Genomic DNA, 15752 nt, shown 5'->3' on the forward strand with positions numbered 1-15752 from the left:
GGAAGGACGGGTGTCCATGGATCTGGCGTTCACGCAGGAAGACGAGGCCTTCCGCGCCGAGGCCCGCTCATGGCTGCACGCGCATGTGCCCACCTCCCCGCTCCCCTCTCTGGAGACGGAGGAGGGCTTCGCGGCCCATCGCGCGTGGGAGGCGGAACTCGCCGCGGACCGCTGGTCGGTGGTCAACTGGCCGACGGCGTACGGCGGCCGGGACGCGGGCATCGTCCGCTGGCTGGTCTTCGAGGAGGAGTACTACGCGGCCGGGGCGCCCGGACGCGTCAACCAGAACGGCATCAGCCTCCTCGCCCCGACCCTCTTCGACCACGGCACGCAGGAGCAGCGGGACCGTGTCCTGCCGTCCATGGCCACCGGGCGGACGGTGTGGGCGCAGGCCTGGTCGGAGCCGGAGGCGGGCTCGGATCTGGCCTCCCTGAGGGCGAAGGGGGTGCGCACGGAAGGCGGCTGGATGCTCAGCGGCCAGAAGACCTGGTCCTCCCGGGCCGCCTTCGCGGACCGCGCCTTCGGGCTCTTCCGCACCGACCCCGACACCCCGAAACCCCACCAGGGCCTGACCTACCTGATGTTCGACCTGCGCGCCCCCGGCGTCACCGTCCGCCCGATCCGCCGCCTCGACGGGAAACCGGCCTTCGCCGAGCTCTTCCTGGACGAGGTGTTCGTGCCGGACGAGGACGTCATCGGCGAGCCCGGCCGGGGCTGGCGGATCGCGATGTCGACGGCGGGCAACGAACGGGGTCTGATGCTGCGCTCACCGGGCCGCTTCCTGGCCGCCGCCGATCGCCTGCACACCCTCTGGCAGTCCCTGGGCAGCCCCGGGGCCACCCGAAGCCGTGTCGCGGACGCCCTGATCGGCGCCCGCGCCTATCAGCTCTTCACCTACGCGGCCGCCTCCCGCTTCCTGGAGGGCGAGACGCTCGGCCCGGAGTCCAGCCTGAACAAGGTCTTCTGGTCCGAGTACGACATCGCCCTCACCGAGACCGCCCTCGATCTTCTGGGCGAGGAGGGCGAGTTGGCCGACACGGACTGGTCCGAGCGGTACGTCTTCTCCCTCGCCGGCCCCATCTACGCGGGCACGAACGAGATCCAGCGCGACATCATCGCCGAGCGCCTGCTGGGTCTGCCGAAGGGCCGCCGCTGATGCGTTTCCTTCTCGACGCCGAGCAAAGGGAGTTCGCGGCCTCCCTGGACGCGATGCTGACGGCCGCGGACACCCCGTCGGTGGTACGGGACTGGAGCCGAGGGGACCACGCGCGCGGGCGCGCGCTGTGGCGCCGTATCGCCGAGGCGGGGGTGTTCGCGCTGGCGGTACCGGAGGCGTACGAGGGTCTGGGTCAACACCCCGTCGAACTCGCCCTCGCTTTCGTCGAGTTGGGGCGACATGCGGTACCGGGCCCGCTGGTGGAGACGGTCACGGCGGCGACGCTGCTCACCGAACCCGGCCCGGCGAAGCGACTGCTCCCGGCGCTGGCCGCAGGCGAGACGATGGCCACGGTCGCCCGCGATCACGGGTACGCCCTGGACGGTGAAGCGGCAGGCATCCATCTCTCCCTGACGGCCGAGGGCCTGCGCCTGGCCCCCGGCCACGGCCCCGTGCGCCCCTCGCTCGATCCCGCCCGCCGCCTCACCCCATTGGACCCCGGCGGAGAACTCCTCGCCACCGGCCCGCCCCTGGCCCCCGCCCTCCTCCTGGCCCGCCTCACCACCGCCGCACAGGCCCTGGGCGTCGGCCTCGCGCTGCTCGACAGAACCGTCACCCACGTCAAGCGGCGCACCCAGTTCGGCGTCCCCATCGGCTCGTTCCAAACCGTCAGACACCAGCTCGCCGACGCGAGGATCGCGTTGGAGTTCGCCCGCCCGCTCCTCCTGGGCGCCGCCCTGACGATGACCGCGGAAGACGTCGCCGCCGCCAAGGTCACGGCGTGCGAGGCGGCGTACCGGACGGCCCGCACCGCGCTCCAGCTCCACGGCGCGATCGGGTACACGGCGGAGTACGACCTGTCCCTGTGGCTCACCAAGGCCCGCGCCCTGCGCACCGCCTGGGGCAGCCCCGACGAGTGCCGCGACACCGTCCTCAGTGGTGGTCGCCGCTGGTGACCTCCCGGTACTCCTCCACCGTCGGCTTCTCGATCCGCGTGTCGGGCCCGAGCATGGCCCGCGCGAGCCCGGCCCGCACCCGCTGGGAACGCCTGACCGGCCGCCGCACCCCGTTCGCGTCGACGAGCGGACCGATCTCGTACGGCGGTTCCTGCTCGTGCTGCGTGAGGGTGTGCAACTGCTCCTGTGTGAGGCGTTCGTGGACCTCGACGTACTCACCGTGCGGGAGCCGCCGGATGGTGCCGGTCTCACGGCCGTGCAGCACCTTGTCCCGGTCCCGGCGCTGCAGCCCGAGGCAGACCCGCTTGGTGACGACGAAGGCGAGCACCGGCACCACGAACACGGACACCCGCACGAACCAGGTGATCGCGTTGATCGACAGATGCAGATGCGTGGCCACGATGTCGTTGCCGCCGCCGATCAGCAGCACCACGTACAGGCTCAGCCAGGCGACCCCCAGCCCCGTGCGGACGGGCACGTTGCGCGGCCGGTCCAGGATGTGGTGCTCGCGTTTGTCGCCGGTGATCCACGCCTCGACGAAGGGATAGACCCCGAGCGCGAGCAGGATCAGCGGGAAGAGGGAGAAGGGGATGAAGACACCGGGCACCAGGGTGTGGCCCCAGAAGCTGATCTCCCATCCCGGCATCACCCGGATCAGCCCCTCGGAGAAGCCCAGGTACCAGTCGGGCTGGGCGCCGGTGGTCACCAGCTGCGGGCTGTACGGCCCGAACGCCCACACCGGGTTGATCTGGGCGAGGCCGCCCATGAGCGCCAGCACGCCGAAGGTCAGGAAGAAGAAGCCACCCGCCTTGGCCATGTAGACCGGCAGGAACGGCATGCCGACCACGGACTTGTTGTCGCGGCCGGGCCCCGGGTACTGGGTGTGCTTGTGGTAGAAGACCAGGATCAGATGGGCGACCACCAGGCCGAGCATGATCCCGGGCAGCACGAGGACATGGATCGGGAAGAGCCTGGGGATGATGTCGTGCCCAGGGAACTCCCCGCCGAACAGGAAGAACGACAGATACGTCCCGACGATCGGGATGGACAGGATCGCCCCGTCGGCGAACCGGATGCCGGTGCCGGAGAGCAGGTCGTCAGGGAGGGAGTAGCCGGTCAGGCCGGTGATGATGCCGAGGAACAGCAGGGTCCAGCCGAACACCCAGTTGAGCTCGCGCGGCTTGCGGAAGGCGCCGGTGAAGAACACCCGCATCATGTGCACGAGCATGCCGGTGACGAAGACCAGCGCCGCCCAGTGGTGGATCTGCCGGATCAGCAGTCCGCCGCGCACGTCGAAGCTGATGTCGAGCGTGGACTCGTAGGCCCTGGTCATCACCACGCCGTTGAGGGGCTCGTAGGAGCCGTGGTAGACGACCTCGACCCCGCTGGGCTCGAAGAACAGCGTGAGATAGACGCCCGTGAGGATCAGGATGAGGAAGCTGTAGAGACAGACCTCGCCCAGCATGAACGACCAGTGGTCCGGAAAGACCTTGCGCATGTTGGCCTTGGCCAGCGCGTACAGGCCCAGCCGTCCGTCGGCCCAGTCGGCGAGCTTCTCGCCCTTTCCGGCCTCTCCGCCACGAGTGCCTCGGTTGACCGAACGTGCGCCGTCCATGAGTCGTCGCCTCCCCGTCGGATCAACTTCAGGGTGGCACGACGCGTGGGTGATGCCAACGGGGCGGGCAGCCTCCTGAATCCGGCCCCTCCGCACTTCTCCCGCACCGGCGTTCGCTATTTTGTTCGCCGACGCCCCCACCGGCTCGATCATCATCCCTGTCACTCCGAGGAGCCGGCCGTGGAACCCGAATCCGCCGTCACCACCTGCTATCGCCATCCGGCGGTGGAGTCCCATGTCCGCTGCACCCGCTGCGAGCGGTACATCTGCCCGGACTGCATGCGGGAGGCGGCCGTGGGCCACCAGTGCCCGGAGTGTGTGCGGGAGGGGGCCCGGTCGGTACGGCAGGCCCGGACCGCGTTCGGCGGGCGGATCACGGGTGTCCCCCTGGTGACGTACGTCCTCATCGGCCTCAACGTGCTCGCCTACGTCGGCGAGCTGGTGCGCCCGGCGATCGTGGACCGCTTCGAGATGCTGGGCGCCGGGCTCGTGGGCCCGGACGGCGGCCATTACGTGTGGCAGGACACCTACCCCTCCGACTTCCACGCCGAGGGTGTCGTCGACGGCGAGTGGTACCGCCTGCTGACCGGTGCGTTCCTCCATCTGCCGCCCACCGAGGGCACGTTCGGGATCCTGCACATCGTGATGAACATGGTGTCGCTGTGGAACATCGGCCGCGTGGTCGAGGCCCAGCTCGGCCGCCTCCGGTACGTCGTCCTCTATCTGCTGTCCGCGCTCGGCGGCTCGGTCCTCGTCCTGCTGATCGCGCCCACCGCGCCCACGCTCGGCGCGTCCGGCGCGATCTTCGGTCTCGGCGCCGCGTACTACGTGATGGCCCGCCGGCTCGGCGCCGACATGGCCCAGGTCAACCGTTTCATGGCGGGTCTGCTGCTGTGGCTGGTGATGTCCGCGTGGCTGACGTCCTGGCAGGGCCACCTCGGTGGCCTGATCGCCGGAGCCGTCGTCACCCTCGCCTACGCGTACGCTCCCCGGGACGGCCGGCGTGCCCTGGTGCAGGCGGGAGCGTGTGCCGTACTGCTGGTGGTGCTCCTGGTGTCTGCCTGGGCCAAGGTCGCCGAACTGACGGGAGCGCAGTGAAAGGCGCCCGCCTGCTGCTCCTCGCGGCCGTCCCCGTGGTCGCCACGGCGTCGGTCTACCTCTTTGCGCCCGAGGACTCCGGCGCGGGAGGAGCGGGCCCCGACCTCTCCTCGGCCTACCGTTCACAGGCGGCCCAGGACGCCGAGGGCGCCCAGGGTGCCAAAGCCTGGGCCGAGCGGTCCGGGAGGGCAAGGAGCGCGGCGGACGAAGCGGTCGTCGCCGACCTGCCGCCGGGCCTGTCCGCCCCCGCCGAGAAGGAGCTCGCCCAGCAGCTCGTGGCCAGCGCCGAGAACTCCACCCTCGACTGGCGCAGCGCCTACGCCTACATCGAGGACATCGGCGACGGCCAGGGCTACACGGCCGGCATCATCGGCTTCTGCACCGGCACCAACGACCTGCTCACCCTCGTCGAGGGCTACACGAAGGCCCACCCCGGCAACGGTCTCGCGAAGTACCTTCCCGCGCTGCGCGCGGTCGACGGCACGGACTCCCACGAGGGCCTGGACCCGGGCTTCACGGCCGCCTGGAAGGCGGAAGCCCGGGTCCCGGCCTTCCAGAAGGCCCAGGACACAGCACGTGACCGTGTCTACTTCGACCCCGCGGTGCGTCTCGCCAAACTCGACGGCCTCGGCGCCCTCGGCCAGTTCGTGTACTACGACGCCATGGTCTTCCACGGCCCCGGCACCGACCCCACCAGCTTCTACGGCCTGCGCGAACGCGCCCTCCAGAAGTCCGACAGCCCGACCGAGGGCGGCTCGGAGAAGGCCTACCTGGGCACCTTCCTCGACCTCCGCGAGGACGCCATGCGCACCCGCGACGCGGACATCGACACCACCCGCGTGGACACCGCGCAACGGCGCTTCCTGAACGAGGGGAACCTGGACCTGAGGACACCGCTGGAGTGGCAGGTCTACGGGGAGACGTTCCGGGTGCCGTAGGAGAACATGCGACGGCGCCTGCCCTGTGGTCCGGTCGGGGACGTGGAGGCAGGCGCCGTCAGTGTTCCGTACGCCTTTGTACGGGACGTCTATTCGGGTGTGATCACACCATCAGCGAGCGGTCCGTCGGCCGGATCGGCGCGGGCAGTTCACTCGCACCGGTCAGGAAGCGGTCGCAGCCGCGGGCGGCCGAGCGGCCCTCCGCGATCGCCCACACGATGAGCGACTGGCCGCGGCCCGCGTCACCGGCGACGAAGACGCCCGGCACGTTGGTCTGGAAGTCGGCGTCGCGGGCGATGTTGCCGCGCTCGTCGAGCTCCAGGCCGAACTGCTCGACCAGGCCGTTCTCACGGTCGGTGCCGGTGAAGCCCATCGCGAGGGTGACCAGCTGGGCGGGGATCTTGCGCTCCGTGCCCGGCTTCGGGGTCAGCTTGCCGTCGATGAACTCGACCTCGGTGAGGTGCAGCCACTGGACGTTGCCGTCCTCGTCGCCCTCGAAGTGGGTCGTCGAGACGGAGTAGACCCGCTCGCCGCCCTCCTCGTGCGCGGACGTGATCTTGTAGAGCATCGGGAAGGTCGGCCACGGCTGGTGCGGGGCACGGTCCTCGCCCGGCCTCGGCATGATCTCCAGCTGGGTGACCGAGGCCGCGCCCTGGCGGTGGGCGGTGCCCACGCAGTCGGCGCCGGTGTCGCCGCCGCCGATGACGATGACGTGCTTGCCCTCGGCCGTGATGGGGGGCGCCACGTAGTCGCCCTCCTGCACCTTGTTGGCCAGCGGCAGGTACTCCATGGCCTGGTGGATGCCCTTGAGCTCGCGGCCGGGGACCGGCAGGTCACGCGCGGTCGTGGCACCGGCGGCGATGACGATCGCGTCGTAGCGCTTCTTCAGGTCGGTCGCCCTGAGGTCGCGGCCGATCTCGATGCCGGTGCGGAAGCGGGTGCCCTCTGCGCGCATCTGCTCGATACGCCGGTTGATGTGCCGCTTCTCCATCTTGAACTCGGGGATGCCGTACCGGAGAAGGCCTCCGATGCGGTCCGCGCGCTCGTAGACGGCGACGGTGTGGCCGGCCCGCGTGAGCTGCTGGGCGGCGGCGAGACCGGCGGGGCCCGACCCGATGACCGCGACGGTCTTGCCGGACAGGCGCTCCGGGGCCTGCGGCTCGACGTCACCGCTGTCCCACGCCTTGTCGATGATCGAGACCTCGACGTTCTTGATGGTCACGGCCGGCTGGTTGATGCCGAGCACACACGCCGACTCACAGGGCGCGGGGCACAGGCGACCGGTGAACTCCGGGAAGTTGTTGGTCGCGTGCAGACGCTCGGAGGCGGCGGACCAGTCCTCGCGGTAGGCGAAGTCGTTCCACTCGGGGATGAGGTTCCCGAGCGGACAGCCGTTGTGACAGAAGGGGATGCCGCAGTCCATGCAGCGGCTGGCCTGCTTGCTGATGATCGGCAGCAGGGAGCCGGGGACGTAGACCTCGTTCCAGTCCTTCAGACGTACGTCGACCGGGCGGGACTTGGCGACCTCACGGCCGTGGTTCAGGAAGCCCTTCGGGTCAGCCATTGATCGCCGCCTCCATCATCTTCTCGGTGATCTCGGACTCGGAGAGTCCCGCCTGCTCGGCGGCGTCCTTGGCGGCGAGCACTGCCTTGTACGTGCTGGGGATGATCTTGCTGAAGCGCTCGACCGCGGTGTCCCACTCGGCGAGCAGCTTCTCGGCGACCGTGGAGGCGGTCTCCTCCTGGTGGCGGCGCACCACGTCGTGCAGCCACTGCTTGTCGGCGTCGTCGAGTGCTTCCACGGCGTCCGCGTTGCCGACGTTGACGTTGTCGGGGTCGAGGTCGATCACGTAGGCGATACCGCCGGACATGCCGGCCGCGAAGTTGCGGCCGGTCTCGCCGAGGACCACCGCGTGACCGCCGGTCATGTACTCGCAGCCGTGGTCGCCCACGCCCTCCGAGACCACCAGCGCACCGGAGTTGCGGACGCAGAACCGCTCGCCCGAACGACCGCGCAGGAACAGCTCGCCACCGGTCGCGCCGTAGGCGATGGTGTTGCCCGCGATCGTCGAGAACTCGGCGAGGTGGTCGGCACCCCGGTCCGGGCGCACGATCACCCGGCCACCGGAGAGGCCCTTGCCGACGTAGTCGTTGGCGTCGCCCTCCAGGCGCAGCGTGACACCGCGCGGCAGGAAGGCGCCGAAGGACTGGCCGGCGGAGCCCGTGAAGGTGATGTCGATGGTGTCGTCGGGCAGGCCCGCGCCACCGAACTTCTTCGTCACCTCGTGGCCGAGCATGGTGCCGACCGTGCGATTGATGTTGCGGATCGCGACCTGGGCACGCACCGGCTGGGCGTCGGTGGCCGAGTCGGCGGCCAGGGCGTCGGCGGCGAGCTTGATGAGCTCGTTGTCGAGCGCCTTCTCCAGGCCGTGGTCCTGCTCGATGACCTGGTGCAGCGCGGCACCCTCGGGCAGCTCGGGCACGTAGAAGAGCGGGGACAGGTCCAGGCCCTGCGCCTTCCAGTGGTTGACGGCCCGCTCGACGTCGAGGGTCTCGGCGTGGCCGACGGCCTCCTCGATGGAACGGAAGCCCAGCTCGGCGAGGAGCTCGCGGACCTCTTCGGCGATGAACTTGAAGAAGTTCACGACGTACTCGGCCTTGCCGGTGAACCGGTCGCGGAGCACCGGGTTCTGGGTGGCGATGCCGACCGGGCAGGTGTCCAGGTGGCAGACGCGCATCATGACGCAGCCGGAGACGACGAGCGGCGCGGTCGCGAAACCGAACTCCTCGGCGCCGAGCAACGCCGCGATGACGACGTCACGGCCGGTCTTGAGCTGACCGTCGGTCTGGACGACGATCCGGTCGCGCAGGCCGTTGAGCAGCAGGGTCTGCTGGGTCTCGGCGAGACCGAGCTCCCAGGGACCGCCCGCGTGCTTCAGGGAGGTCAGCGGGGAGGCACCCGTACCACCGTCGTGGCCGGAGATGAGCACGACGTCCGCGTGCGCCTTGGACACACCCGCCGCGACCGTGCCGACGCCGACCTCGGAGACCAGCTTCACGTGAATCCGCGCCTGCGGGTTCGCGTTCTTCAGGTCGTGGATCAGCTGGGCCAGGTCCTCGATGGAGTAGATGTCGTGGTGCGGCGGCGGGGAGATCAGGCCCACACCCGGGGTGCTGTGCCGGGTCTTGGCGACCCACGGGTAGACCTTGTGGCCGGGCAGCTGGCCGCCCTCGCCGGGCTTGGCGCCCTGGGCCATCTTGATCTGGATGTCGTCCGCGTTGACCAGGTACTCGGAGGTCACACCGAAGCGGCCGGAGGCGACCTGCTTGATCGACGAACGCCGCGCCGGGTCGTACAGCCGGTCCGCGTCCTCGCCGCCCTCACCGGTGTTGGACTTGCCGCCCAGCTGGTTCATGGCGATGGCGAGGGTCTCGTGCGCCTCCTTGGAGATGGAGCCGTACGACATGGCGCCGGTGGAGAAGCGCTTGACGATCTCGGAGACCGGCTCGACCTCGTCGACGGAGATCGGCTGGCGGTCCGACTTGAAGCCGAACAGGCCGCGCAGCGTCATCAGGCGCTCGGACTGCTCGTTCACGCGGTCCGTGTACTTCTTGAAGATGTCGTAGCGGTTCGCGCGCGTCGAGTGCTGGAGGCGGAAGACCGTCTCCGGGTCGAACAGGTGCGGCTCGCCCTCACGGCGCCACTGGTACTCGCCGCCTATCTCGAGGGCGCGGTGCGCTGGCGCGATGCCGGAGGCGGGGTACGCCTTGGCGTGCCGGGCGGCGACCTCCTTGGCGATGACGTCGATGCCGACGCCGCCGATCTTGGAGGCGGTACCGCTGAAGTACTTCTGGACGAAGCCCTCTTCGAGACCGACGGCCTCGAAGACCTGGGCGCCGCGATAGGACGCGACGGTCGAGATGCCCATCTTCGACATGACCTTCAGTACGCCCTTGCCCAGGGCGTAGATCAGGTTGCGGATGGCCTGCTCGGGCTCCAGGCCGTTCAGGAAGGTGCCCGCGCGCAGGAGGTCCTCGACGGACTCCATGGCGAGGTACGGGTTCACGGCCGCGGCGCCGAAGCCGATCAGCAGGGCGACGTGGTGGACCTCGCGGACGTCACCGGCCTCGACGAGCAGCCCCACCTGGGTGCGCTGCTTGGTGCGGATGAGGTGGTGGTGGACGGCCGCGGTGAGCAGCAGCGACGGGATCGGAGCGTGCTCGGCGTCCGAGTGGCGGTCGGAGAGGACGATCAGCCGGGCGCCGTTGTCGATGGCGGCGTCGGCCTCGGCGCAGATCTCCTCGATGCGCGCGGCGAGGGAGTCGCCGCCGCCGGAGACCCGGTACAGGCCGGAGAGGGTCGCGGCCTTGAAGCCGGGCATGTCGCCGTCGGCGTTGATGTGGATGAGCTTGGCCAGCTCGTCGTTGTCGATCACCGGGAAGGGCAGCACGACGGAACGGCAGGAGGCGGCGCTCGGGTCGAGCAGGTTGCCCTGCGGGCCCAGCGAGGAGCGCAGTGAGGTGACGAGCTCCTCGCGGATCGCGTCCAGCGGCGGGTTGGTGACCTGCGCGAACAGCTGGGTGAAGTAGTCGAAGAGCAGGCGCGGTCGCTCGCTCAGCGCGGCGATCGGCGAGTCCGTACCCATCGAACCGATCGGCTCTGCACCGGCCTTGGCCATCGGCGCGAGGAGGACGCGCAGCTCTTCCTCGGTGTAACCGAAGGTCTGCTGGCGGCGGGTGACCGAGGCGTGGGTGTGCACGATGTGCTCGCGCTCGGGCAGGTCGCCGAGCTCGATCTCGCCGGCCTCCAGCCACTCCGCGTACGGCTGCTCGGCGGCGAGGCCGGCCTTGATCTCGTCGTCCTCGATGATGCGGTGCTCGACGGTGTCGACGAGGAACATCCTGCCGGGCTGGAGACGGCCCTTGCGGACGACCTTGGCGGGGTCGATGTCGAGGACGCCGACCTCGGAGCCGAGGACGACGAGGCCGTCGTCGGTGACCCAGTAACGGCCGGGGCGAAGGCCATTGCGGTCGAGGACCGCGCCGACCTGCTTGCCGTCGGTGAAGGTGACACAGGCCGGACCGTCCCAGGGCTCCATCAGGTTGGAGTGGAACTGGTAGAAGGCGCGGCGGACCGACTCCATGGAGTCGTGGTTCTCCCACGCCTCCGGGATCATCATCAGCACGGAGTGCGGCAGCGAACGGCCGCCCAGGTGCAGGAGTTCGAGCACCTCGTCGAAGGACGCCGAGTCGGAGGCGTCCGGCGTACAGATCGGGAAGACGCGCTCGAGGGCCTTGTCGTCGTTGCCGAAGAGGTCCGAGACCAGCTGGGACTCGCGGGCCGCCATCCAGTTGCGGTTGCCCTTGACGGTGTTGATCTCACCGTTGTGCGCGACGAAGCGGTACGGGTGCGCGAGCGGCCACGACGGGAAGGTGTTCGTGGAGAACCGGGAGTGCACGAGCGCGATCGCGGAGGCGAAGCGGCGGTCGGACAGGTCCGGGAAGAAGGGCTCCAGCTGGCCGGTGGTCAGCATGCCCTTGTAGACGATGGTCCGCGCGGACAGCGAGGGGAAGTAGACGTCGACCTCGCGCTCGGCGCGCTTGCGCAGCACGAAGGCCTTGCGGTCGAGGTCGATGTCCGTAGCAGGCACAGCCGAGCCGTCGCCGACGAAGACCTGGCGGAACGCCGGCATCGTCGAGCGGGCGGTGGCGCCGAGCAGCTCCGGGGCGACCGGGACCTCGCGCCAGCCGAGGACGGTGAGGCCCTCCTCGGCGGCGATCGTCTCGATGCGCGAGACGGCGTCCTCGACGCCGTCCTCCGGCAGGAAGGCGATACCGACCGCGTACGCACCGGCCGCCGGCAGCTCGAAGCCGGCGACCTCACGGAAGAAGGCGTCCGGAACCTGGGACAGGATGCCCGCGCCGTCACCCGAGTCGGGCTCGGAGCCGGTGGCACCGCGGTGCTCCAGGTTGCGCAGAACCGTGAGCGCCTGCTCGACCAGCGCATGGCTCGCCTCGCCGGTGAGGGTGGCCACGAAGCCGACGCCACAGGCGTCGTGCTCGTTGCGGGGGTCGTACATACCCTGCGCAGCAGGGCGAGCATCCATGAACGACCTCTTCTGGCCACTCGTGGAGTGCTGGGACGGCTGGCGCGGCGTACGCATCGGCTCTCCCGTCGTCGTCAATTGGCATATTCAGCTTGCCGAGGGACGACGTTGGCCCTCTGCGTAAGTGCAAAATTTCGTGCAGGTTACATGATGGAGCGGATCTCGGGAACCGGATACTCCGTTCCAACATGCGGACGCCACGGCATGCGAGGGGGGTGTCGCACACGTGGCTTGAAGTATGTGGGGACCGAGCCGGACTGATCGGTCAGATCGTCGTCCGTCGGCCCAGGGGGCGGTGAAGGCGTCGTCGCCGACCCCGCGAGTGCGCCGCAAGCGTCATTGCCCGCAGCGCTTACGGCTCATGCCCAGTGGTTAAGCATTCGAAACCAGCGAGTAACGGCTACTTATGCGGCCCATCGCATAAGTAGGAGCCGATCTATCCTACGGCCGTTCCGAACAAACTGCCCAGGACGTACGTCACACCGGCCGCCGCGCCTCCCAGAGCGAGCTGCCGGAGTCCGCTGTACCACCAGGTCCGCGCGGTCACCCTGGCCACGACCGCACCGCACGCGAACAGCCCGATGAGGGCGAGCAGCAGGGCGGGCCACAGGGCGGTCGCCCCGAGCAGATACGGCAGTACGGGCAGCAGGGCACCCAGGGCGAAGGACCCGAAGCTGGACACGGCGGCGACGAGCGGCGAGGGCAGGTCGCCCGGGTCGATCCCGAGCTCCTCACGGGCATGGATCTCCAGGGCCTGCTCGGGATCCTTCGACAACTGCCGCGCGACCTCGCGTGCCAGCTCGGGCTCGACACCCCGCCCCTCGTACAGGGCCGCGAGTTCGGCCTCCTCGTCCTGGGGGTGCTTCCGCAGCTCCCGGCGCTCCACGTCCAGCTCGGCCTCGACGAGCTCGCGCTGGGAGGCGACGGAGGTGTACTCACCGGCGGCCATGGAGAAGGCACCGGCGGCGAGCCCCGCGAGTCCGGTCAGCACGATGGTGTTCTGGCCGACGGCCCCACCGGCGACTCCGGTCATCAGCGCGAGGTTGGACACCAGTCCGTCCATGGCACCGAAGACGGCGGGCCTGAGCCAGCCGCCGTTCACGTCCCGGTGCGTGTGGTTGTCCCGGTGCGCCTCGTGCAGTGGCGCCTCGATGTCGATGATGGCCATTCCGATCCCCCAGGGAAGCTAAGCCAAAGCTAACTTTGGACAAGTTCTAATTCTTAACAACGCACACAGTACGACGGGTCATTCCCGCCCGCCAGCAAGGAAAGGCTCGGCTAACCTGCGGCTTTACCTTCGAATGCGCAGACGATCGGATCACCGCTCAGATGTCGACCGGGTGATGCTGAGGCTTCGGAGGCTCAGGTCAACCGCCGATGGTGGGACACATGCGCAAAGGGTTCCGCGCCCCATGCGGAACCCCCTCTGGGAGAGGCCGCGTATGGCATCGATCGCCTGCATTTCCCCGGTCCCGGCGCCCGAGGAAGCCGCCGAACTCCGCGAGCGGGCCCGCGGCGCCCTGCTGGGCCTGGCGGTCGGGGACGCCCTGGGGGCCCCGGCCGAGAACATGAAGCCGTCGGAGATCCGCGCCCGCTGGGGCCGTATCGAGGGCTATGTGCTGGACGAGCCGGCCGGCACGGACGACACCGAGTACACGATCTTCTCCGGCCTGCTCCTCGCCCGGCACGGCTCGGCCCTCACGCCCTCCCATGTGGAGGCGGCCTGGCACGAGTGGATCGCGGACCGCGACGAGGGTCCGTTCCGGGGTGCGGGCTTCAGCGAGCGCGGCACGCTGGAGAACCTGCGCCGCGGCCTGGCGGCCCCCATCTCGGCCCAGCACCGCCACGCCTGGAGTGACGGCCTGGCCATGCGGGCGGCCCCCTTCGGCGTCTTCGCGGCGGGCCGCCCCGCGGAGGCGGCCCGACTGGTGGCGATCGACGGCTCGGTGAGTCACGACGGCGAGGGCATCTACGGCGGCCAGGCGGTGGCGGCGGGAGTGGCGGCGGCGATGGCGGGCGCCCCCACTGTCGTGGTCGTCGCGTCCGCGCTGGCGGTGATCCCGGACGACAGCTGGACGGCCCGGTCCCTGCGCCGAGCCGTGGCCGTGGCGCACCGGGGCGAAAGGGCGGTCCGCTCCGCGGTGGTGATCGGCGGCTACCCGTGGACCGACCTGGCCCCGGAGGCGGTGGCCCTGGCCTTCGGCGCGTACGCGGCGGCCGACGGCGACTTCCGCGAGGCGGTCCTGACGGCGGTGAACATGGGGAGAGACGCGGACACGACGGCGGCGGTGGCGGGGGCCCTGGCGGGAGCGACGAGGGGAGCGTCGGCGATCCCGGCCGACTGGGCCTCGGCGATCGGCCCGGCGAGCGGCAGCTGCCTCCCCTCCATGGCGGGCCATCACGTACTGGACGTGGCGGAGTTGCTGGTGCCGGGCGAGGACAAGAAGTGGGCCACCTCCGGTCTCACCCGGCGACCATGGCCGCCTCCCGATCCGGACGCCTTCACTCTGGCGGCGGACGGCACCCCGGGATCGGACCGATGAGGCCGCCGGGCCCCTGGGCGGAGGCCCCGGGCCCCGCGTCCACACGGAACGGCTCCAGCACCACCTCCGGCTCCGCCGAACCCACTCTCACGGCGAAGCCGCTCCAACCCGCGGCCCCCGACGGCGAGTTCGCCCCACAGGGACCACCCGCACCCGACCACGAAAGCTGCACGGGCGGCGCGGCTGGGAACACGAAGGCAGAAGGCGAAGCCGAGGCCGGACAACGAATCCAGGGACTCCTCCTGGGCCTGGCCGCAGGCGACGCCGCCGGCTGGCCCGCCGCCCGCCACAGAGCCGCCCGCATGCCCGACTGGACCCGCCGCCTCACCCGCGAACTCGACACCTTCGCCGAACAGAACGCCACCACCACCCTCCCCGTCCCCATCGCCCTCAACCAACCGCCCGAACCCCTCCGCCTCGGCCCCTCCGACGACGCCGAATGGGCGGCCTTCACCGCAGAAGCCCTCCTCAAGGCAGGCGACGGCACCACCCTCGGCGAGCTGACCAGAGAACGCCGTACGAGAGCCGCCATCGACCTCACCTGGAACGCCCTCGCCGCCGAAGTGGCCGCCGCGGCGCATCGCGCGCCCGAGATCGAGTCCGCCGTCCTTCCCCTCCGCGCCCGCATCTCCGTGAGAGCGGGGCTCGGCAACCTCGCCACCGGACTGCGTCCACCCGCCACGGGCCACGACAACCCGCACTACTTCGACGACGCGGCCTGCATCAGAGCCTGTGTCCTCGCGGTCGCCCACCCCGGCGACCCCCGACTCGCCGCGGACCTGGCCGAGTTCGACGCCCGCTACACCCAGGACGGAGACGGCGTCCACGGAGCACGGGCGATGGCCGCGGCCGTCTCCCTGGCCCTGATCGGCACCCCCGTCGAGGCCTGTGTGGCAGCCGCCCTCACCGAACTCCCCGAGGAGACGGAGATCGGCCGCAACGCCCGCCACGCCCTGCACCTCGCCCGGTCCGCCGACACCGCCTTCGCTCTGATCCCGGCCCTGGAACACGAGATCGTCGACCACGTCTACAGCTACGGCGTCGCGGCCGCCGAAACCGTCCCCGTGGCCCTGGCTCTGGCCGGCGCCGCACAGGGCCGTATCGCCGAGGCGATCCCCGCCGCGGCCTGTCTCTCCCGGGTCGCCGACTCGGCCCCCGCCCTGGTGGGTGCGCTGACCGGGGCGCTGGGCGGCGCCGGCACGATCCCCGCCACCTGGCGGAACACCTGCCGGAAACTCTCCGGCTGTGTCCTCCCCCGCCTCACCGGCACGGACCTCGTGGAACTCGCCGAACTCCTGGTAGCCGCACAACCGCCCCTCCCAGGAGGATGATTCCGGGC

The 15752-nt window shown here is 70.4% G+C and carries 10 protein-coding genes; 6 read left to right on the top strand and 4 right to left on the bottom strand.

What is annotated here, in order from left to right:
- Positions 1–16: 16 nt before the first annotated feature.
- Both QF027_RS13015 and QF027_RS13020 read left to right on the top strand, forming a co-directional pair.
- Positions 17–1156 (top strand): acyl-CoA dehydrogenase family protein, encoded by a 1140-nt coding sequence (locus tag QF027_RS13015; protein ID WP_307074617.1) that lies wholly within the window; start codon positions 17–19, stop codon positions 1154–1156.
- A complete protein-coding gene (locus QF027_RS13020) occupies positions 1156–2112 on the top strand; it encodes an acyl-CoA dehydrogenase family protein (RefSeq protein WP_307074619.1) in 957 nt (318 codons plus the stop codon). The genes QF027_RS13015 and QF027_RS13020 overlap by 1 nt, the downstream gene beginning before the upstream one ends.
- Here the strand turns inward: QF027_RS13020 and qcrB are convergent.
- Positions 2090–3727, bottom strand: a complete 1638-nt coding sequence (qcrB, locus tag QF027_RS13025; protein WP_307074621.1) for a cytochrome bc1 complex cytochrome b subunit — start codon at positions 3725–3727, stop codon at positions 2090–2092. The two genes, QF027_RS13020 and qcrB, sit on opposite strands and share 23 nt — an antisense overlap.
- A 180-nt stretch (positions 3728–3907) precedes the next feature.
- Between qcrB and QF027_RS13030 the strand changes: the two genes are divergently transcribed.
- Positions 3908–4825, top strand: coding sequence for a rhomboid family intramembrane serine protease (locus tag QF027_RS13030; protein ID WP_307074623.1), 918 nt, complete (start codon positions 3908–3910; stop codon positions 4823–4825).
- A complete protein-coding gene (locus QF027_RS13035) occupies positions 4822–5763 on the top strand; it encodes a chitosanase (RefSeq protein WP_307074625.1) in 942 nt (313 codons plus the stop codon). The genes QF027_RS13030 and QF027_RS13035 overlap by 4 nt, the downstream gene beginning before the upstream one ends.
- A gap of 103 nt (positions 5764–5866) precedes the next feature.
- Here the strand turns inward: QF027_RS13035 and QF027_RS13040 are convergent, their stop codons facing one another.
- The 3 genes from QF027_RS13040 to QF027_RS13050 all read right to left on the bottom strand — a co-directional run bounded on the left by QF027_RS13040 (position 5867) and on the right by QF027_RS13050 (position 13038).
- Positions 5867–7327 (bottom strand): glutamate synthase subunit beta, encoded by a 1461-nt coding sequence (locus tag QF027_RS13040; RefSeq protein ID WP_307074627.1) that lies wholly within the window; start codon positions 7325–7327, stop codon positions 5867–5869.
- Positions 7320–11927: a glutamate synthase large subunit gene (gltB, locus tag QF027_RS13045; protein ID WP_307074629.1), complete on the bottom strand. Its 4608-nt coding sequence runs from the start codon at positions 11925–11927 to the stop codon at positions 7320–7322. Before gltB ends, QF027_RS13040 begins: the two co-directional genes overlap by 8 nt.
- 379 nt (positions 11928–12306) lie before the next feature.
- Entirely contained in the window at positions 12307–13038 is a 732-nt protein-coding gene (locus QF027_RS13050) for a VIT1/CCC1 transporter family protein (RefSeq protein WP_306982912.1), read from the bottom strand.
- 274 nt (positions 13039–13312) lie between these two features.
- On the opposite strand from QF027_RS13050, the gene QF027_RS13055 reads away from it, so the two are divergent.
- On the top strand, positions 13313–14413 hold the full coding sequence (locus QF027_RS13055) for an ADP-ribosylglycohydrolase family protein (protein WP_306982910.1): 1101 nt from the start codon (positions 13313–13315) through the stop codon (positions 14411–14413).
- Positions 14410–15744: an ADP-ribosylglycohydrolase family protein gene (locus QF027_RS13060; protein WP_307074631.1), complete on the top strand. Its 1335-nt coding sequence runs from the start codon at positions 14410–14412 to the stop codon at positions 15742–15744. Before QF027_RS13055 ends, QF027_RS13060 begins: the two co-directional genes overlap by 4 nt.
- Positions 15745–15752: the final 8 nt, after the last annotated feature.

Source organism: Streptomyces canus (genome assembly GCF_030816965.1).
GTDB classification, from domain to species: Bacteria; Actinomycetota; Actinomycetes; order Streptomycetales; family Streptomycetaceae; genus Streptomyces; species Streptomyces canus_E.

Excerpts from the sequence above, each read along its gene's own strand:
- QF027_RS13060 (WP_307074631.1), top strand. The coding sequence starts at position 14,410 with ATGAGGCCGCCGGGCCCCTGGGCGGAGGCCCCGGGCCCCGCGTCCACA.
- QF027_RS13040 (WP_307074627.1), bottom strand. The coding sequence starts at position 7,327 with ATGGCTGACCCGAAGGGCTTCCTGAACCACGGCCGTGAGGTCGCCAAG.
- QF027_RS13015 (WP_307074617.1), top strand. The coding sequence starts at position 17 with ATGGATCTGGCGTTCACGCAGGAAGACGAGGCCTTCCGCGCCGAGGCC.
- gltB (WP_307074629.1), bottom strand. The coding sequence starts at position 11,927 with ATGCGTACGCCGCGCCAGCCGTCCCAGCACTCCACGAGTGGCCAGAAG.
- QF027_RS13050 (WP_306982912.1), bottom strand. The coding sequence starts at position 13,038 with ATGGCCATCATCGACATCGAGGCGCCACTGCACGAGGCGCACCGGGAC.
- QF027_RS13055 (WP_306982910.1), top strand. The coding sequence starts at position 13,313 with ATGGCATCGATCGCCTGCATTTCCCCGGTCCCGGCGCCCGAGGAAGCC.
- qcrB (WP_307074621.1), bottom strand. The coding sequence starts at position 3,727 with ATGGACGGCGCACGTTCGGTCAACCGAGGCACTCGTGGCGGAGAGGCC.
- QF027_RS13020 (WP_307074619.1), top strand. The coding sequence starts at position 1,156 with ATGCGTTTCCTTCTCGACGCCGAGCAAAGGGAGTTCGCGGCCTCCCTG.